General features: G+C 52.7%; 17 protein-coding genes. 9 read left to right on the plus strand and 8 right to left on the minus strand.

Annotation, left to right across the window (positions count from 1 at the left end; all coding sequences use genetic code 11):
• Window positions 1-23 precede the first annotated feature (23 nt).
• Window positions 24-2,543 (plus strand): hypothetical protein, encoded by a 2,520-nt coding sequence (locus AAC086_RS03220; protein WP_339775210.1) that lies wholly within the window; start codon window positions 24-26, stop codon window positions 2,541-2,543.
• Window positions 2,544-2,680: 137 nt separating this feature from the next.
• Here AAC086_RS03220 and AAC086_RS03225 read toward each other — a convergent pair whose 3' ends face one another.
• The gene (locus AAC086_RS03225) at window positions 2,681-3,631 is read right to left on the minus strand and encodes a bile acid:sodium symporter family protein (protein WP_339775213.1); all 951 of its coding nucleotides are present in this window, start codon (window positions 3,629-3,631) and stop codon (window positions 2,681-2,683) included.
• A gap of 402 nt (window positions 3,632-4,033) precedes the next feature.
• On the opposite strand from AAC086_RS03225, the gene AAC086_RS03230 reads away from it, so the two are divergent.
• Window positions 4,034-4,795, plus strand: coding sequence for a LuxR family transcriptional regulator (locus AAC086_RS03230; RefSeq protein ID WP_339775215.1), 762 nt, complete (start codon window positions 4,034-4,036; stop codon window positions 4,793-4,795).
• Here AAC086_RS03230 and AAC086_RS03235 read toward each other — a convergent pair.
• A complete protein-coding gene (locus AAC086_RS03235; protein WP_339775218.1) occupies window positions 4,792-5,565 on the minus strand; it encodes an aldolase/citrate lyase family protein in 774 nt (257 codons plus the stop codon). The genes AAC086_RS03230 and AAC086_RS03235 overlap by 4 nt on opposite strands.
• Window positions 5,566-5,702: 137 nt before the next feature.
• On the opposite strand from AAC086_RS03235, the gene AAC086_RS03240 reads away from it, so the two are divergent.
• The 7 genes from AAC086_RS03240 to AAC086_RS03270 all read left to right on the plus strand — a co-directional run bounded on the left by AAC086_RS03240 (window position 5,703) and on the right by AAC086_RS03270 (window position 13,172).
• Window positions 5,703-6,605 carry a proline iminopeptidase-family hydrolase gene (locus AAC086_RS03240; protein WP_339775221.1) on the plus strand — a complete coding sequence of 301 codons (903 nt, stop codon included), beginning with the start codon at window positions 5,703-5,705 and terminating at the stop codon, window positions 6,603-6,605.
• A gap of 10 nt (window positions 6,606-6,615) precedes the next feature.
• Entirely contained in the window at window positions 6,616-7,476 is an 861-nt protein-coding gene (locus AAC086_RS03245; RefSeq protein WP_339775224.1) for a carbon-nitrogen hydrolase family protein, read from the plus strand.
• 1 nt (window position 7,477) lies between these two features.
• Window positions 7,478-8,146, plus strand: coding sequence for an RraA family protein (locus tag AAC086_RS03250; RefSeq protein WP_339775226.1), 669 nt, complete (start codon window positions 7,478-7,480; stop codon window positions 8,144-8,146).
• A 127-nt stretch (window positions 8,147-8,273) separates the two neighbouring features.
• Entirely contained in the window at window positions 8,274-9,098 is an 825-nt protein-coding gene (locus AAC086_RS03255) for a hypothetical protein (protein WP_339775228.1), read from the plus strand.
• Window positions 9,099-9,102: 4 nt separating this feature from the next.
• Window positions 9,103-10,194, plus strand: a complete 1,092-nt coding sequence (locus AAC086_RS03260; protein WP_339775231.1) for an extracellular solute-binding protein — start codon at window positions 9,103-9,105, stop codon at window positions 10,192-10,194.
• A gap of 160 nt (window positions 10,195-10,354) precedes the next feature.
• Window positions 10,355-12,088, plus strand: a complete 1,734-nt coding sequence (locus tag AAC086_RS03265; RefSeq protein ID WP_339775232.1) for an iron ABC transporter permease — start codon at window positions 10,355-10,357, stop codon at window positions 12,086-12,088.
• Window positions 12,081-13,172, plus strand: a complete 1,092-nt coding sequence (locus tag AAC086_RS03270; RefSeq protein ID WP_339775235.1) for an ABC transporter ATP-binding protein — start codon at window positions 12,081-12,083, stop codon at window positions 13,170-13,172. Before AAC086_RS03265 ends, AAC086_RS03270 begins: the two co-directional genes overlap by 8 nt.
• A gap of 318 nt (window positions 13,173-13,490) precedes the next feature.
• Here the strand turns inward: AAC086_RS03270 and AAC086_RS03275 are convergent, their stop codons facing one another.
• The 6 genes from AAC086_RS03275 to AAC086_RS03300 all read right to left on the minus strand — a co-directional run bounded on the left by AAC086_RS03275 (window position 13,491) and on the right by AAC086_RS03300 (window position 19,272).
• Window positions 13,491-14,135, minus strand: coding sequence for a TetR/AcrR family transcriptional regulator (locus AAC086_RS03275; RefSeq protein WP_339775237.1), 645 nt, complete (start codon window positions 14,133-14,135; stop codon window positions 13,491-13,493).
• A gap of 112 nt (window positions 14,136-14,247) precedes the next feature.
• Entirely contained in the window at window positions 14,248-15,372 is a 1,125-nt protein-coding gene (locus tag AAC086_RS03280; protein ID WP_339775240.1) for a Xaa-Pro peptidase family protein, read from the minus strand.
• A gap of 88 nt (window positions 15,373-15,460) precedes the next feature.
• On the minus strand, window positions 15,461-16,321 hold the full coding sequence (locus AAC086_RS03285) for an ABC transporter permease (RefSeq protein ID WP_339775242.1): 861 nt from the start codon (window positions 16,319-16,321) through the stop codon (window positions 15,461-15,463).
• Window positions 16,322-16,323: 2 nt separating this feature from the next.
• Entirely contained in the window at window positions 16,324-17,370 is a 1,047-nt protein-coding gene (locus AAC086_RS03290; protein WP_339775245.1) for an extracellular solute-binding protein, read from the minus strand.
• Between the two features lie 19 nt (window positions 17,371-17,389).
• Window positions 17,390-18,460, minus strand: coding sequence for an ABC transporter ATP-binding protein (locus AAC086_RS03295; RefSeq protein ID WP_339775247.1), 1,071 nt, complete (start codon window positions 18,458-18,460; stop codon window positions 17,390-17,392).
• Between the two features lie 2 nt (window positions 18,461-18,462).
• Window positions 18,463-19,272, minus strand: coding sequence for an ABC transporter permease (locus AAC086_RS03300; protein ID WP_339775251.1), 810 nt, complete (start codon window positions 19,270-19,272; stop codon window positions 18,463-18,465).
• Between the last annotated feature and the right edge of the window lie 846 nt (window positions 19,273-20,118).

The raw sequence follows: 20,118 nt of genomic DNA on the forward strand, positions 1-20,118 counted from the left end.
AGGGTGAAGTTGGGCACTGCACGATGCACCATTTAAAAAAGCTATGGATATTCCTTGCCTTTGTCATGGTTTTGTTGCCGCAACAATCACGCGCACAAGGCCAAAACAAGCCAGCCTGGCAACCCATGCCTGGCACGGCAACAGATATTTCCATTAACGCAGATGGCCAGGCCTACGCAGTTGGCACCGACGGAACCCCCTGGCGATGGGATCGGACAGAACAGCGCTGGCGGCGTATGTCAGGCAATTTTGTACGTATTTCTGCGGCTTTGGGCAACCGGCCCTGGGCGGTTAATGCGGAAGGTATAGTATTTTATTACAATGGCCTATGGTGGGAGGATAAAGCGACTGATGTTGTCGATGTCGCCGCCGACGTCAACGGCAATGTCTTTATCGCCATGGCCAACGGGCAAATTAAAAAATGGTATTCGCTGCGCAGTGAATGGCAGGTTGTAGAAGGAACGGCCAAACGCATTTCCATTGATGACAAAGGCCAGCCATGGGTGATTGCCCAAGACGGCAAAATACAGTCATTTGATGGCAAAGCCTGGATGCCGTTGCCTGGTGCTGCGCGTGATATTGCGTTAGGGGGTGCAAGTAGCACGGTCATTGCCGACATGGCAGGTGTGATCCGGCGATGGAACAATACGGCAAAGCACTGGGACGTGGTCAATGGCGTGGCAGATGTAACTGCCGTTGCCGTTACCCCGGACGACAAGATATGGGCTGTTGTCGAAGATGGGGCTATTTTTGCCAATGGCACCTTGCAAGCCGATGAAAAAACAGAAGAAGAAAACAGCCCCGGCGAACCACAGGCCCCCGTCGAACAGGCCAGGCCCGTCATTGCCCTGACACCCACGGCACCGGTTCCGACTGTCTTCGCTCCGGTGGCCACCAATGTCGAAGCCAACCCGGTTGTTTCCGACACAACACCGGATCAGCGCACCGATAAAACCGGCACATCATCCGCGTCTGCCCCTGGCTATGTCGATCCTGTTACGGTTACCACCAATGACAGCATCACTTTTGTTGACACCCGGCAAACAGCGCAAAGTATCGCCATTGGTGCGGATGGCAGCGTCTTTGGCCTTGATCGTGGCGGCAATATTCTGCGCTGGTCTAATCGAAAAAACAAGTTCGACAGTTTCCCCGGTGCATTAATGCGTATTAGCGTTGATGCCCAAGGTCACCCCTGGGGGATATCGGCACTTGGACGCGTATTTCGCCATGACGGCAACCAATGGCGACAAATTTATAACGCAACGGCATCAGATCTGTCGGTCGGGTTTGATGGCACAGTCCTGGCGTCTAACGCCGCCGGGCGCCTTTTTAAACTTAATGACGCAAAAACCCGTTTTAAACCGATCCCGGGCACTGGTGTGGCTTATGTTGCAACGGGCCCGGACGGTACAGCATGGACCATCCGCAAGGACAAACTTGTTCAACGCTGTGATGTAACCCCTTGCAAGATCTATCCGCAAAAGGCCAACGCCATTTCGGTCGGCCCGGATGGCAGCGTTTATATTGTTTCCAGCATCAACCGTCTGATGCGCCTGAACAAGGATGGAAATTTCGAAATTATCCAAACACCAGGCCATATACCGGCCACTGTCGCCGTCGGTCCGATGGGGTATCCGTGGCTAACCGCCGTATCTGGCAAAGTGTTGGCGGCAACATTTTTTGATCGCGATGAAACCGGCGATCAGATCGTGGCGGCATCGACAGCGGAAAACGGCACCACAGGCACCGGTGCCACGGGAACGGTCACCGACAACAGCACGTCAAGTTTCACATTTTCAAAAAACATCGTCTTTGAAACCGTTCCGGCTCCGGGTTTAAGTTCCGGTCAATATAGCATCCTTGCCAGCGACAATGATGGCATCGTGTGGGCGGCGGGCTATGATGCCGTTGAAAAATATAATCCCCGAACAAAACAGTTTGTGGATGCCAATACCCGATTTGAAACCGATCACGCCAATATTAATAATTTCGATATTGCGCCTAACGGCGATATCTGGGCCGATGCCTCTGTTAACCAGAGACGGAAATTAATTCGGGAACGAAACCGCGTTTGGAAGGAATACACGGTTAACGGTGCTTCTGTCGCCGGGGTCGCAGTTAGCCCGGACGGAACCGTCTTTGCCATATTTGATTTTGGTTCAGGTAAATACCTTTACAGCAAACCGGCCAATTCCGAAAAATTCACAAAATTCAGCACCAACGGCGACATATTCAAGGTCTCTGTCGGGCCGGGAAATAATGTCTGGATCATTGATACAAACAACAATGTCAAACAATGGACGGGAAAAAAATTCTCCCCCCGCCCTGCGCGTGGACAAAAGGCAAACTGGATCGGTGTCGGGAAAAAAGATGGCACGGTTTACGTCAGCGAAATCTACAATACCCTGCGCAAATGGAACGGCATCAATCAAAGTTTTGATAAGGTGAATAATATTTCGGCCCAGTATGTCGCTGTTGATGGCGACGGCCGCCCATGGGTCAGCGATGGATCAGCTGGCGCCATCAAAAAAGCAAAAAACTGACATTGTCGTCGGCCAGGCCAAAGTCGGGGCAGCACATTACAGGCAGAACACCTGTGGCCGATTGATCCCTATTTTCAGGTTGGAAAATTGGGGCCGGAGGTTTTAAAACGCATACCTCCGGCCCTTACGATGTTTGATCAGGCAGACTCTGTCCCACTTTTTTCCCACGATGCCTTATCGCTTGAACCGTCAAGTGGTTTGCGGCTCCAATACCCGGCCAAAAGCGAGCCGGAAATATTGTGCCAGACGCTAAACAACGTTCCCGGCAGGGCGGAAACAGGACTGAAAAACTTCATGGCCAGTGCGGTGGCAAGACCGGAATTTTGCAGGCCAACCTCGAAGGCGATGGTCCGGCAGATTTTACGGTCGAACCCCAAAAGTGCGGTGACACCATAACCAAGACACAGACCAATGGCATTGTGCAGGATCACGGCACACGCAACGATCAAACCAACGCTGGCAATGGTGCCCGCATTAAGTGCCACGACAATCGCTATGATCAACAAAATGGCAAACATCGACACATAGGGAAAGATCATATCGATTTTGCGAACCCATTTGGCGGCAATTTCGTTTAAGACAACGCCAATCACGACCGGCAGCAAAACCACTTTAACCAGTGCCATCAACATTGGCTGAACCGGCACATCGATGCTTTGACCCGCCAGAAATGCGACCAGAACCGGGGTCAGAAACACGCCAATGATGGTTGAAGTTGCTGTCATTGAAATCGAAAGCGCGGTATCGCCTTTTGCCAGATAACACATCACATTGGACGATGTGCCGCCTGCCACACTGCCAACCAGCAACATCCCAACCGTTAAATCGTCATCGAAGCCAAACAGTTTTGCCACCAGCCAGGCAGCTACCGGCATAATCAGAAACTGTAAACACACGCCAACAATCAGTGCCTTGCGGCTTTTGGCAACGTTGGCAAAATCCCTGGCTGTCAGGGTCAGCCCCATTGACAGCATAATCACGGTCAGCAACGGGACAATTCCCGCACTCATCGAACTAAACGGGCCGGGGACGAAAAAAGCAAGCAACGAGAGCAATAATGCCCAAAGTGGAAAAAGTTGAAGAATCACGAACGTTCCTCCTGTGAGAGTATTTTTTTAAAGTGGTCCCCATATATGATCTTGTCAGAATTGCACGTTCCCGTGGCAGTTCCTGTCAGTTTCGGGGCGGATGGGAGGCAGTTGCAGTTATCGAGTAATGCCCCAAACCTGGGCAAAATGCCAATCAAACGTAAAGTGCTTTGCTAAAGAATAAATCGTTTTGGCCTGCCTGTGCAGGCATCACGGGGCGTCTCATGCTCTGATGCTTTTGTTTTTTGCGGCAACCAGATTTTGGCCGTCGCATCCCGAATAAGGGCGAAAGCTGGCGATTGGAAAGCATCCCTGTTCAGCTCACCTATTGCCATTGCCCCAAAAGCCGTCTTATCATTTACTTTGGATTTATAGTGATGCGCGAGAGAGAACAGAGCGGAAATGCAGTTTCAGATCGACGCATGGGAGCACGCCTTTAACGATGCCAGCGGTATTTCCGCCAGCATTGATCGCTGCTTTGACTTTGCGCAAGATCTGGGTTTTGACGCAATTGCCTATGACTTTTCGCCCGTACCGGCAACGCCGGAAGGCGAAATGTTGATCCCCAACATTGTTCAGATGCGAAATATTCCAAAAGAGATGCCAGACCTCTGGTGCAATCAGGGATATTATCGCGATGATCCGGTACAAAACCTGGCCCTGAAGGTCTCAAGACCGTTCTTTTGGTCATACCGCCGTGAAGAACCTTCCTTCATCATTGATATGCTGGACGGTGAGGCCAAACGTGTTACCGGTGCACTTAATGACTGGCATTTGACCCGGGGGATTACCGTGCCCCTGCATTTGCCGGGCAACCGTTTTGCTACGTTAACCGGTTTTTGGAACGATTCAGGTTTCAAAGCATGTGGCCCGGATCGCAGTGCGAACATTAGCGGCATAGCATTGTTGGCACAGGTGCTTCACCATCACCTTTTTCCGCGATTTGAACGAAAAGACTTGCTGCCCTATGGCGCAAAACTAACGCCGCGTGAAGAGGAATGCATATTACTGGCCGCCGAAGGGCTTGCAAGCAAGCAAATCGCGTGGCGGCTACAACGTTCGGAATCAACCATTGTCATGCATTTGGCATCCGCCACGCGCAAGCTTGGCGCACGCAACCGCGCCCAGGCCATAGCCCGCGCAGCGCATTATGGTTATCTTTAGGGGCGCACCGCCGCTTTTGATGCCTGAACCAGAAGCCCGGTGTCACTGGCCGCGGTGACGAAAGCATACCCACGTTCAAACATCGATGACAGGTCATTGGCCGAAATAGCAGCTCCGCCCAAAAGACAGCCCGACGCTAAAATACGGCTTTCCGCCAAAACAATTGCCTCGCGCAATTCGGATGAGCCAAGATCACCATAGCGCCCATAACCCGATGTCAAATCCAGCGGGCCGATAAATAGCATATCGATGCCGTCAACGCCTGCAATATCCCCGATCGCGTCAACGCCTTCGTGTGACTCAATCATGGCAACCACCAAGGTCTCCCGGCGTGCTTTTTCCACGTAATCATCGCGCTGGCCGCCATAACTGGCTGCGCGCGACACCGTAAACTGCGCTCCGCGCCTGCCAAGGGGCGGGTAATGGGCGGCTTCGACAATTGATCGGGCTTCGGTTGCGCTGCGCACATCGGCAACCACGATCCCGTCAAAACCGGCATCAAGCAACGGTTTGATAACCGCTTGCGATGCATCACAAACCCGGACAAGAACAGGAACATCACTTACCGAGCGAATGGCCCGAAGCTCCGCCAGCGCGCCGGAAAGATCCGACGATGCATGTTCCCGGTCCACAATAAGGGCCCCAAATCCCGCAAGCGCCATGATCTCGTCGACATCCGGCGAGGCCAGAAACAGGAATGCGCCTTGCACCTGGTGTTGCAAAAGCAATCTTTCACGCAGGCTTTTGGCGGGGGTGCTCGCAGTATTCATGATGCCTCCTGAGGTTACCCCGCCAAGAAGCATCACCGGCAACGCTGCAAAACAAGCTGTAATTTCTTACAGGTATGCGGTGCCAACCCTATTGCCCATACTCTGCCAACAATTAACAAAAATGTTGAAAGAATTTCATGTCCGATCAGCCTGTCATCAGGGAAGGCTACGCGCCGTTTGGCAACAACCAAACGTGGTTTCGCGTCACAGGTGAGCTGTCTTCCGCCAAAGTCCCCGTCGTCATTGCCCATGGCGGCCCCGGATGCACCCATGACTATGTAGATTCCTTCAAAGACTTGGCTTTAAACGGTCGTGCCGTCATTCATTACGACCAGATCGGCAACGGCAAATCAACGCACTTGCCCAATGCATCACAGGATTTTTGGACCATCGAGCTGTTTCTTGGCGAGCTGGACAATCTGACGCGGCACCTGGGGATTAGAAGCCGCTATAACCTGCTGGGCCAATCATGGGGCGGGATGCTGGGGTCGGAACACGCGATCAGGCGGCCTTCCGGCCTGAATGCCCTTGTTCTGGCTTCTTCGCCGTCCTCAATGCCGGTTTGGGTTGCTGAAGCCCTTCGGCTGCGATCGGCCCTGCCACAAGATGTGCAAGATACCCTGGCCCTGCATGAAGCCAATGGCGACTATGATCATCCTGATTATCAAGCTGCCAGCGACGTGTTTTATCGTCACCATGTCTGCCGGTTACCGGTTTGGCCCGACGAGGTCAACCGTACCTTTGCGGCCCTTGCGGCAGACCCGACCGTTTATCATGCCATGAACGGCCCCACCGAATTTCACGTCATCGGGTCCTTGAAAGACTGGAGCGTGGTTGACCGCCTGCCCCTGATCGACGTGCCAACCCTTGTTATTTCGGGGCGGTATGACGAGGCGACAGAAGCCTGTGTCGAACCGTTTGTCAGGCTGATTCCAAATTCAAGGCAAGTCATGATGGAGAATTCGGCACATATGTGCCATGTCGAGGAACGGCAACAGACAATGGCTTTTGTTGAAGCGTTCCTTGGCGAACAGGATTAAGGACAAACCAATGACGACGACCCGCTTTGCAGCGATTCAACTTTGTAGTACAGCCAGCATTGCCGACAATAACGCCCGGATCGAAGATCTTGTTCGAAAGGCTGCCGATCAGGGGGCATCCGTCGTTAGCCTGCCAGAAGCCGCAAATATTCTGCTGCGTGACAACATGTTATATCCAACGACATGTGTTGCCGAAGCAAATGACACAACACTGGCATTGTGCCAAAATCTCGCACGCGACCTGGGCATCTGGCTGCATGACGGGTCCTTGCTGGTTCTGTCCGACGATGGCGAACGGGTCTGGAACAGAACCCATCTGATTTCACCCTTGGGCGACATTGTTGCGCGCTATGACAAGCTGCACACCTTTGATGTCAAACTTGGCGGTGCGGGCGACTTTCAGGAATCACTTGCCGTGCGGCCAGGCGAAGCAGGGCCCGTTGTCGCCGAACTGGGCGAGAATTACCTAACTCTTGGTTTCAGCATTTGTTATGACCTGCGCTTTGCCTATCTGTTTCGCGCGCTGGCACAGGCGAATGCGAATGTTTTAATGATCCCGGCATCCTTTTCACCCGTAACCGGCCCCCTGCACTGGGAAACGCTGCTTAAGGCACGCGCGATTGAAACCGGAAGCTATGTTATTGCGGCGGCCCAATGTGGCACGCGCGATGGCGTTACCACTTATGGTCACACCATGATCATATCCCCCTTTGGCGAAGTGATCACCGCCCTTGGTGACGAACCCGGCTTTATATTGGCCGATATTGACCCAACCCACGTCGAAACAACGCGCGGCCGCCTGCCCTGCCTGATGCAGGACCGGGAAATTGGCCCAGCCACCACCATCAAATGCGGCACGGGAGACATCTGATATGACATCCTCCCTTTACGATATTCATCCGCCACGCCCGCAGTTAGCACCGGCATTAATCAATATGATGGGTAAAACGGAAACCGCCACCATTGGCCATATCCTGCATGACGGATTTTGCACTCCGGCCATTGCCGCTGTAATACCGGGTCGCCACATTGCGGGCACGGCCTTTACCATCCGCATTCCCGGAGCGGATTCCGCCACCCTTCACTATGCGCTGAGCATGGTTCGGCCCGGTGATGTTTTGGTGATCGATCGCGCCGGTGATGACAGCCACACTTGCTGGGGTGGGGTTGTCACCGTTGCGGCAAAACTGGCGGGTGTCTGTGGTGCCATTATCGACGGTCGCGCTACCGACTTTGCCGAAATTCGCACACACGAAATGCCAGTCTGGTGCCGGGGAACATCCTCAAAGACAACCAAGTTTGTTGGTCTGGGCGGTGCGATCAATGTAGCTGTTAGCATCGGCGGGGTCGCGGTTCATCCCGGCGACGGTATCATTGCCGATGAAAATGGTGTTGTCGTTCTTAAACCCGATACAATTGAAACGCTGTGCCAACAGGCCATCGCGATACAGGAAAATGAAGCCGCCGTACTGGCACGGCTTCAGTCCGGGGAACAACTGGCCGATATTTCTGGCGCCCGTGCAATGGTCGAAGGGCGGTAAAATCCCCCTCACGCCAGATGGGGTCTTTGCATCACCACAAACAGAACTGCCATCTGCCGTTTAATTTTGTCATCAGCATTATGTTAACCAAATTCAGTTGCCCGGAAATTACAGGAGCAGAACGACCGTGTCAGCATTGTTTCCCCCGTCAAACTACTGTCCGCTTCAGGCGGACCCACGCTTTGGCTTTGTTTTCTCGCCTGCCCCTGACAAAAAAGGCCGCAATGCACTGGTCATTGCGATCCATGGGTCTGATCGCGATGTGGATGGCATGATCGCGGCTTTGCGCGACGGGTTTGGCGATCGGGAAATTGCCATTCTGGCACCGTTCTTTCCCAACCAGATCGACAATACCGATCATGCCGACGGGTATAAGTTTCTGGTTTCAGGCGGGATCGACTATGCCGATGTCCTTGATGCCATGATCGCGCAAAGCAAAGCCTTGGATGGCGATTTTGATACGGCCTATCTTTATGGATTTTCCGGCGGGGCGCAGTTTGCCGAACGTTATGGTCTTTTTTGTGCGGCACATCTTTGCGGCCTTGTCATTGCAGCACCGGGCAATGTCACATTAATTGATGAAACCCTGGAATGGTGGCCCGGCCTTGCCGGTGCCAAAGCCCAAACAGACCGGGCACCAGACCTGAAATCACTCAGGCAAATTCCCGTCGCCGTCATGGTTGGCGCACAAGACTGCACTCGGGGGCTGGTCGCCCGCCCCTTGGGAACGCCGCATGGCTCGGCCTTTGAGGCCGTGGCCGGTGACAGTCGTCTCGCACGCGCGAGAACTCTTCACGCAAGTTTTCAAAACGCCGGAATTTCAAGCTCACTGCGAGAAATTGCCGATGTCGCACATGATCTTCATCCCATGACACGTAACGCCGCAGACCAGATCGCGCGATGGATCGATGTAAAAAACACAGCACCAACATCACCAATAAACGGGGAATGACACCATGAAATTTCAAGCTCTTTTGACTGTCGGCCTGATCATGGTTGCGGGCGTCGCAAACGCACAAGACCTGCCCGCGGGTTACCCGGCAGACTATTCATCGCTGGTCGCCAAGGCAAAAGCCGAAGGAAGCCTGCTGATTTATACCAATCTCAGTCAGGATAACATCGGACCGGTCATCACGGCCTTTAATAAAGCCTATCCCGACGTCAAGGTTGAAAGTCTGGAAATGGGCCCGTCTGAGGCCTTCACACGATATCGCGCCGAAGAGGGAACCGGAGTTTCATCCGCCGATATCTTGATTGCCAACACCATTGTTGACTGGACAAGCGCGGTCAAGGAAGGGCTGGTGCAAGATTATCAGTCACCCGAAATAGCAAGTTTGCCAGATTGGAGCCACCCGACCCCCGGTCTGTACACATTTTCAACCGACCCGATGGTGACCATTTATAACAAAATGACCGTCCCGGAAAATCTGCGCGCGGACACCATGGAAGGCCTGTTAACCAACGTCACCGCACACCCGGATATCTTTGGCGGAAAAGTTGGCACCTATGACGGGCGTTATGCCTTTGGCGGCGCGCTTAACTATGCGTTTATCGAGCGGCATGGCGATCAGGCCTGGAAATGGTTTGAAGAAGCAGGCCCGTCGATCAAGCCAGGTGGCGGTGCCGGTGCGATGATCGAACGCACCCTTAGCGGCGAACTTTCCGCCGCCTATTTCGTTTCCGCACCGGTCGTCTGGAGCAAAATGGCCGACGGGCTAGACGCAATCATTGACTGGAACTTCCCCAAAGACGGAACCGTTGTTTTCCCGCGCGGCATCGGCATCACCGCCAAGGCCAACCACCCCGCAGCCGCCAAAGTCTTCCTCGACTTCGTGCTGTCGCAAAAGGGCCAGGAAGCTGTAGGCGATGGCAAACTGACGCCCTATCGCCCGGGTCTGGAAGCAAAGGGCGCGCTTTCCTATTCGCTTGACGAAGTTGCAAAAGCCGTGGGCGGCGAAAAAAACCTGATCATCATCAATTACGATCCTAAAATGATCGATGACAACGCAGCCTTTACCGCGCGCTGGGGCAAAGCCTTCAACATGTAAAATGATGCTGTCCGGGCGGCAATTATGATGCCGCCCGGATATATCCCGGCTCTTTTGTTGAACAAAAAGACAAACGAGCCGGGCACCAGGGAAGCTGCACCCGGTCCGCAAGCAGCCTTCTATAAAAACAGGGCACCCAATCATCATACGGTGAACAGCCATGAACAACAGCCAGAGACTTCAGGCCTCACCGCCAGAGAGCACGGCCATTTCCAAAGACCATTCGCGTCTTATTCAATATCTGATCTTTATCATGACAGCGGTGCTGATGCTGGCACCAACCCTGCCAATCGCCTTGCAGGTTTTTGTCGACCGCCCGCTCTATTCAGACGGTTGGCACTTCACGCTGGCGAACCTGGTCAAGCTGTTCGGGGCGCGGGAAACCTATTCGGTGCTAAAAACAACCGCCATTTTCGCATTGCTTACGGTTGTCATCGCCCAGGTCGGCGGTGTTGCTGCCGCCTTGCTGATCGGGCGAACCGACTTGCCGGGACGACAAGCCATTGGTGGCGTATTGATGTGGCCGCTTTATTTGTCGCATCTGATCTTCGCCATGGGTTTTGTCATCATCTATGGCCCGTCCGGTTTTTTTACCCAGTGGCTGGCCCAGCATCTTGGCGGCATGCCCTGGAACCTGTATTCCGTTGGCGGCATGAGCATCGTTGCCGGCATTTCGCAAATCCCGCTGGCCTATCTTTATTGCCTTTACGGTGCCGTCCGTTCGGTTGATCCCGCCCTTGAAAATGCCGCACGCACCGTTGGGGCAAAACCGCTTAGTGTGCTGGCCCGTATCACCCTGCCCCTTATGATACCGTCGATTATCGCCTCTACCGCGCTTAACCTTGTTATCGCAGTCGAAACGCTGTCCATACCGCTGTTTCTGGGCGGACCATCACGGATCGAAACGCTGTCCACCTATCTATATCATCAGGGCATTGCCGCCAGTAACCCTGACCACGGGCTGATTGCGGCATCATCTTTACTTCTGGTGGTGCTGGTTGGCTCAACACTTATGATCCAGCGATTGCTGTTAAAACAGGGGCATCGCTACGAAACGGTAAAAGGCAAGGGCAGCCGTACATCGCAGTTGCGTCTTGGCGCGTTGCGCTGGCCCCTCGCCATCATCATCGGTCTTGGGCTGTTTTTCCTGATTGTGGTTCCCATTCTCGGCGTTGTCTTGCGCGCATTCACGACCTTTCTTTCGCCCCTTGTCGCCCCCTGGACGATGCTGACACTTAAGAACTTCACCTCCCTGTTTTCATCCGAAGTCTATGTTCGGGCGATTGAGAACACCTTTGTGATCTCGTTCTTTTCGGCCAGCATCGGCACCATCCTGGCGGCTTTGGTCGCGCTCACGATCCAGCGGTCCAACTTCCGGTTCGCAAAAACACTGGAAGTATTTGCCTATCTGCCGCGTGTCATTCCCGGCATGATTACCGGCCTTGGCATATTTTATGCCGCGATTGTCTTTCCGCCAATGGCGTTGCTGCGTGGCAATATCTGGATCATTGTCATTGCTTATGTCATGGCAACGCTGCCTCTGGCACTTGGTGCCATTCAGCCAGCCGTAGTTCAGATCAGTGCTGATCTTGATAAAGCGGCACGAACGGTAGGGGCAAACTGGTTCACCTCGATGCGGATCATTGTCTTGCCATTACTGCGCTCGTCCATGATTGGTGCGTTTACGCTGCTATTCATTTTCCATCTGAAATCCTACATCATTGCAATTTTTCTGATTGCCCCGGGGTTAGAGGTCATGGGTGTTTCCATGCTCAGCCTGTGGACCAATGGTGATGTCGGGATGACGGCCGCCTTTGCGACGTTACAAATGGTTCTCATCGCTCTTTTCCTCATCGCCACACGACTGTTTTTTCGGGTAAAACTCTATGACTGATCTTGTTCTGACCGACGTCACCCGCCGCTATGGTGAATTCAATGCCATTGACCGAATTAACCTTACAGTTGCCGCCGGAGAATTCCTGACACTGCTTGGCCCCTCTGGCTGTGGAAAATCAACCACCCTGGCCACCATCGCCGGGCTTGATCACCCCACCGAAGGCAGCATCCGTTTTGGTGACACATTACTGTTCGATAAAAAGTCGGGCACCTGGCTATCACCAGAGGAACGCGGCTTTGGCGTTGTGTTTCAGTCTTACGCCCTGTGGCCGCATATGACAGTGGAGCGCAATGTTGCTCTGTCGCTTACCTTGCGCAAAGTCGAAAAAACCGAACGCAAGCGCCGGGTGGCCGAAGCGCTTGATCTGGTTGGGTTGGCACCCTATGCGAAACGTTATCCGGGTGAATTGTCTGGCGGTCAGCAACAGCGTGTGGCGCTGGCCCGCGCCGTGGTGTTTCGCCCGCCGCTTTTATTACTAGATGAACCGCTTTCCAACCTTGATGCGCAACTGCGTCAGGAAGCCCGTGTCTGGCTTAAGGAAATCCAGCGCGAACTTGGTCTTACGGCCATTTATGTCACCCACGATCAGGAAGAAGCCCTGGCAATGAGTGACCGTATCGTCGTCATGCGCGGTGGGCACGTCATTCAAATGGGCACACCCCAGGATATTTACGAACGGCCGGTGCATCCCTTTGCCGCCAGCTTTATCGGCAGTGCCAATTTGCTTGCCGGTGCCCGTCTTACCGGTGGCACAACGGACAGGCCCATCGTCACCACAGCCGATGGCGATACCCTTACAGGGGTTGCCCCCCGCCCACTGCCACAGGGCAGCGACATTCTACTGGCAATTCGGCCGCAAAATCTGCATCTCGACGCGCGCCCCGGTGCTTGTCGCCTGTCGGTCCGCTTTGGCGCGGCCAGTTATCTTGGCGACCGTTACGAACAAGAAGCCTTTATCGGCACCGAACGGTTGCGCCTTCAGGTCCCTCAACGTGCAGAGGCAGGCCCGGGCGCGCTCTGGATCTCGCCCGATGATGTGCTTGTTTTTGCCAATGATGTGCAAGCCGGTCACAAAACGTGACGCATAATGCCGACATGACAAACCTTGATCTGCACGAAAAACAAACCAACATCCCCTCAAAGCTGGCAGAACGCATACGCGCCGACATTCTTGTTGGCGCGTATGCGTTCTGGCGAATGGCTTCGCCAGATGAATCTTCAGGAAACCTGTCACGCCCCCGTTTTCAAATACGGCGTGCACTGAATGATCCTGCCCTGAAAGGTAATTAGCATGGCCACACAAAGCCCCCGAAGGTTGACAACCAACTTTCGGGAGCCTGTTCAAGTTATGTTAAAAACCTTGTCATATGGTGGCTTTAACGGCGCAGTTACGGCGCGTTCAGGACTGTGTGCTTATTGTCTTTGTATCGGGTGTGACCGGCAACGATACCAATGTATCAGGATCAAGAGGCAATCCGGGAATACGATCGAGGTTTTTCTTTAAAAATTTCTTCCATGACTGAAGAAGCTTTTCGCGGTCGCGATCATCGGAATCAAAACCGACATGAACGGCAATACCGCGCAACATGCAAATATTGAGATGCAGGAACTCAATCGCCTCTGGATTTTCCGGGTCTGAACCAATAATCCACGCCGATAGCATATCGCGTGCTTCGCGCCAGCGTTGCAAAATATCGCGCAGTTTAATCCCGAGGGGCTCGTTCATTCTTGCGGCCAGCATCAATTCAAGGGCCGCAACATACCTTGGCTTTACAAACACGGTCCGCCAAAGATATTCGGTAAACTCGTCGGCGGATATTTTAGTGCCATCTGGCAAACTTGAAAGAAAGGCCTGCCGATCCTGTCGCCATTCCGTCAACAGGCGCTCGAATGCGGCGGCCATCAAATCATTTTTCGATGAAAACTGATGGGTTAAGGCGCCTTGCGAAACACCGGCTTTTTTGGCAACCATCGCTGTCGATACTTTATCGTAACCAACTTCGGTCAAAGCGTCCAATGTGGCTTCGCTTAAGCGCAGCCGCATTGCCGCTGATTTCTCAGCCTGGGTTAAACGTTTCCTGGATCCCGTAGCAGTCATTTTTTTCTTTTCAGTGTTAGGATGCGCCCTGCTTAATTTTAACAGGGCGCATTGCTAATTAGCAAACAGTCTGGCTTTCCAAATCTTTTGGCGCCTTGGTCAGGACTTCGGGTGTTTCACCGACAACAACAGTATCGTCTACACGGAAACCACCAACACCCCAAATATAGATGCCTGGTTCTGCCGAATATACTTCGTTGGCCTGCAAGGGACGTGTGTTAAATGCCGTGTCAGCCGGGTACTCGTGCCCGCGCATGCCCACACCATGCCCGGTACGATGCAATATGTTTTCGCCGTATCCGGCGGCCTCAATGACCCGTCTTGCGGCCAGGTCAATTTCGCACACCGGGTTGCCAGGGCGCATCGCATCAATGGCCGCTTCGTTGGCGGCAAGGGCGACACCAAATGCCTTTTTCTGTTCTGCCGTTGGACGACCGCAGAACCAGATACGTTCATTTTCAACCGTAACACCATTCAGGCGCGGGATAATGATGTTGACAAGGCCGTCACCTTCCTCGATCCGGGCGCCGGTTTGCGCGCCATTTCCATGCGGAGATGCCGAGTGTGGCCCCCGCAAGGTATAAATGCGCCACTCGCAATTCTGCTCGGGGAAGCGCCGCGCAGATTCTTCAACAGCCTGGCGCGTCATTTCAAGGTCGAGTTCCTGCATTAACCGGCCTGCACGGATGTTTTCCCGATAGCGACCCTGAAGCCAGTCCGAGATATCAGCCGCTTCGCGCATCAACATAATTTCTTCGGGATGTTTGACCCAGCGTAACATGCGTAAATCGTTCTCGACCGGTGCCATCTGTCCACTCCCCAGGGATGCAATGATTTTTTGCATATGCGGTGCAGCACTGTCATACCCGAAACGCGCCCCATCAAGCCCTTTGGCACGAAGACGGTCTGCAACATGGTCGTGGAAACCATTATAAAGTCGAACGCCTTCGCGCTGGTGTTCGTAATAGAATTCAACATCCTTTAGCCATGAACTTTTGCGTTCTGTCGCAAAGCGGAAATGGTTCGTGGACAAAGAATGCAGAACGGCAAAAATCTCGCCTTCCTTGGGAACAACCACAGCAACAGGACGCTCCCACACCGCGACATCGACAATCCAGTTTGTATAGAATTCAGAATCTGCGCCAAACAGGATCACGGCATCAAGGTTTTTGCGGTTCATCATGTTGCAAATACCCTTCAGGCGGTATTCGAATACATCAGTAGATAAAAAACCCATTTCAGTTCCTTTTTATAGTCCAGGCGGTAAGGGATCAGTGACGACGCGAAACGACGCGCGAAACCAGCAAAGTTGCGATGACGGTGACCGCCATAAGAATGAAAGCCAATGCCGATCCAAACGGCCAGTTGGCCGCCGAGGCGATCTGGTTATAAAGGGCGGGTGCCATCATTTTATAGCCCGGCCCCCCAATGAGGTATGGCGTGGCGTAAGCGTTCATGCACAAGATAAAAACAAGGATAAAACCGCCCATAACACCCGGCATGACGATTGGCAGAAAGACCCTGCGAAATGCCTGAAAACGGCTGGCACCAAGATTAAGCGCCGCATCGACAACAGAGAAATCGACGTTCTCGATGACACTTTGCAGGCTAAGGATCATGAAAGGCAGAATCACCGACAGCGTGCTAATGATTACGGCAAAATCTGTGTACATGATCTCAAGGGGTTGATCGATCAGGCCGATCTTAAGCAAGGTCACATTGATCACGCCCTTCGTACCGAAAAGCGTGATCCAACCTGCTGCGCGAACAACATTCCCCACCAACAGCGGAAATATAACCAGAATAACCAGCAGGCTTTTGAAACGGCTTGGGGTGCGCGCCAAAAAATATGCCACGGGAAATCCAAGAACAGCACTTCCCAATGAGGAAATGATTGCGACACTTAAGGTCGTGATCATGACTTCATGAAAATAGGGCGTGGTAAAGAACTGAACATAGTTTTCAAGCGTGAATGTCACCCGCATAAGCGTTAGCGGGTCATACGCGTTGAAACTGTATCGAAACAGGGTAAGCATGGGGAGCACGAGGCTCCCCACGACCAGCAAGGTTGCGGGCGATAGTAACCCGGCAATGGTACCTGCCCGGCGCATATTGACGTTATTGGTGCGCATGCCTATGCCTTAAACGTTTGATTCCACCACGTGATCGTGTCCTGGAGTTGATGGGCGATATATTCAAAATCAGGCGCGACGAATGCGTCACGTTCGGCATCGGTGAAACCAAGAGTTTGACGCATTTCGTCAGAAATATGAGCATTTGAAACCGTCGGCAAATAGCCCATGGCATTGGCAAATTCCAGTTGCATGTCCGGGTCAAGCATGACATTCAGAACATCCGCCGCCCCGTCAGGATTGGTCGCAAAACTGGTCGCGGCGGCGGTGAACGCCACCGGAATTGCACCTTCGGTCGGGGCAACGGCGGCAACGTCAAGTCCTGCTTTTTGCCACTGAAATGCCCGTGCTTTCCACATCAAGGTCGCTTTGATTTCCTTGGCTTCAAAGGCGTTGGCAATAGCCTCGTTGGACGGAAACACACGGCCGTTTCCTGCCTTTTTAAGGTCAAGCAGTGCCTTTTTGCCAAGATCAAAGTCATTGGCATCACCACCCTGCGCCATGGCACCGGCCATCAGCATGTAGTTGAACAAAATGTCGGAGAAACCAACGGCACCTTTATATTCGTCCCGCCAAAGATCAGCGATGCTGGTCGGTGCCTTGCTTACCTGGGATTTGTCATAAACGATGACGAGGCCACTATAGATATGCGGAATGGAATAATCGGTTTTGAATTGCGCGAAAACGTTCTCGTAATTCGGGATATTCAGATCGCTGATCTTGCGCAGAACCTTTTGGGTATTCATGTGATACATGTCGCTATCAGAAAGACATGCAACATCCATAACCCCGCCGCCAATCTGGGCCGCTGTGATCATTTTCGTTTTACGCGCGGTTGCACTGCCAGTGTCGGTCACAAGTCGGTAGCCGTTCTTTGCAACGATTGGGGCAACTTTTTCCTTGAGCAAACGGTTATAGTCACCGCCCCACGTTCCCACGATAACGCGACCACCACTTTGGGCTTTGGCCAATCCGGGAAGTGCCAGTGTTGATCCGGCGATTGATGCACCGATCAGAAAAGAACGCCGTGTCAGATTGAAGTTAGTCATAATTTTGCCTCTGCCTGGGTTATGCCGCATCTTTCATGTCATTGATCAACAAATGACAGGCCTCCGTGTCAAAGCCGATGCGTATTGTATCGCCACGGATAAGTTCGACCTTTTGGGCAGTTGTATTTTGATGAAATGCCGTCAACAGGTCGCCATTGGGCAGGCGCAGTGTCACTTCTGACGACGCCCCCAAATATGTCAGCCCCTCAATGCGGGCGTCGAAATTGTTGACGCGCGCATCTGCCTGCGCCCCGAGAACAATATTTTCCGGGCGCAGGCACAGCACGCAATCGGCAGGTGCCTTGGTCGTGTTGCATCGGAAATAACTTCCGCCAAGGGTGGCAAAACCTTCTGGATCGACCTTGCCAACAAACACGTTCGACAGCCCTAAAAAGTCGGCAACAAACCGTGTCGCCGGAGAGGCATAAAGGTCTTTGGCTGATCCTTCCTGAACGATGCGACCCTGACGCATCAGGATCAACCGGTCCGCCATCATCAGCGCTTCTTTCTGATCATGGGTGACAAAAACGGTTGTCAGGCCAAGATTTTTTTGCAGGTCACGCAATTGCATACCAACACTTTGGCGCAGCTTGGCATCAAGGTTTGACAGTGGTTCATCTAGCAAAAAGACATCCGGATTAACAACAAGCGCACGGGCAACCGCAACGCGCTGTTGTTGACCACCCGAAAGCTCTTTTGGGTAGCGACCGCCATGTCCTTCAAGCGAAACAAGCGAAAGTGCTTCATAGACACGTTTTTTAACATCCCCCTCGGCAACGCCGCGCATTTCCAACCCGAAAGCAACATTCTTTTCGACTGTCATATGCGGGAAAAGGGCGTAGTTCTGAAAAACCATGCCAGTGTTGCGGCGATTGGGTGCCAGCGATGTCACGTCCTGGCCATGAATTTCGATTTTGCCAGATGTCACCGGGATGAAACCCGCGATGGAACGCAGCAATGTCGTTTTGCCACAGCCCGATGGGCCAAGAAGCGCAATCAGTTCAGAAGAACTGGCCCTTAGATCAATCCCGTCCAGGGCTCTGAATTTGCCGTAATCTTTTTTGAGATTTTCGATATTGAGTTCGGCCATCGTCATACCACCTGGGAGAGTTTTACAAAGCGATCAGAAATTAAAAGCAACGCACCAATGATGATGATTTGCACGGTGCTTGCCGCAGCCAGCGTGGGGTCCATGTCCCATTCAAGATATTGCAGCATCGCAATCGGAAGTGTTGTGTGGCCCGGACTGACCAGGAGAACGGAAACTTCAAGGTTTTCAAAACTGATAACAAAGCTGAACAAACCGGCGGCAACGATCCCGGAGCGCATGCGCGGAAGGGTTATCCGATAAAATGTTGTCCAGGCACTGGCACCCAGGTTTCGCGCGGCTTCTTCAACGGATCGGTCCAGCATTCCCAGTGAAGCGACAATCAGACGCACACTCCAGGGAATTGTCAGCGTGACGTGGGCAACAAGCAGCGCCGTCATCGACATGGTTGCATTAAACCCTGTGATTTGGGCGATCTGAATGAAGTAAATATATAACGCTGTGCCGATGACGATCCCCGGAACCAGCAACGGGGCCAACAAAAGGCTTTTCATAGCGTCGCGGCCAGGGAACTCGAAATACACAATGGCGACACTGGCAAGAATGCCGGAAACGACACCAATAAGACTGGCAAGAAAAGCAACCTCTGTACTGGTGATAAACCCGTCGACAAAGTCGGCCTGCTGAAAAACATTGGCAAACCATTTCAGCGTATATCCCGGCGGCGGAAAACTCAGGAATTGACTATCGAAAAAGCTGACATAGGTGACCGATATCACCGGGAGCAACCCGAACAGATAGATTATTGCGACCATAATTTTAAACGATAGCTTTTGATGTAGCTGAGATTCCATGACTTTCCGGCTCCTTTTCCCCATCGCAAGGAAACCGTGAACATACGCTTCTGTCAAATATAAAAACCGACTGATTGGTTCTTTTTATGCCAAAACTATCGGATAATCTTGATTTGATTGACTTTTTTTAAATTAAAAATATGACGTGCCGACGCCTGTTTGATCTTATGACTTCAGTTGGCACATCGCCATGTGCATCACAGGTTTTTCATGTATCTGACATATTTCAAAACAACGACATGTCGACTGCCCTGCCCCTTCTAAAACAGTCATGGTATGCACGGGCCGTCACCAGTTGCATTCACGTAAAATGCAAGATTATTGATGTGCGTGCGATGATAAAATCCAGCCCGCCCAAATTACCTGAAAGCTACCCTCCGCAGCCGTCATTCGCCGGACCGGCAGGCCGTTCGTAAAACGAAATCATGATTTTGCCGGTTGCTCGGTTACAGGGTTGGTCCCGACGACTTGTGATTAATCTGCTGGGCGAAAACAGGCAAACCATCCGCTGGTCGTTCGGAATGTTGGGGTTGTAAATATCAACCGAAACGCGAAGACAATAGCAGCTGTATCTCTGCATCCTGCATATTGCCTTGCGATTGTGAAAAGACTATCTTCTGATCGTTTTTCTGGAAACGGCTCATATGATTTCTGATAAAGCCATAAAACACGACATATCCACACAACGTTCAACGGTCCCATCACCGTTGCGATGGATTGTCCTGTGCCTGGCCTTCATTGGGTTTGCCGTTATCAGTGGGAGCATCTTATATCCCACCTCCATGATCTCGTCCCACGTTTCGCGACCCTCTACTCCCTTCTCTACAACCAATGATTTTCCGAACA

The organism is uncultured Thalassospira sp., assembly GCF_963976115.1.
Taxonomy (GTDB): Bacteria; Pseudomonadota; Alphaproteobacteria; order Rhodospirillales; family Thalassospiraceae; genus Thalassospira.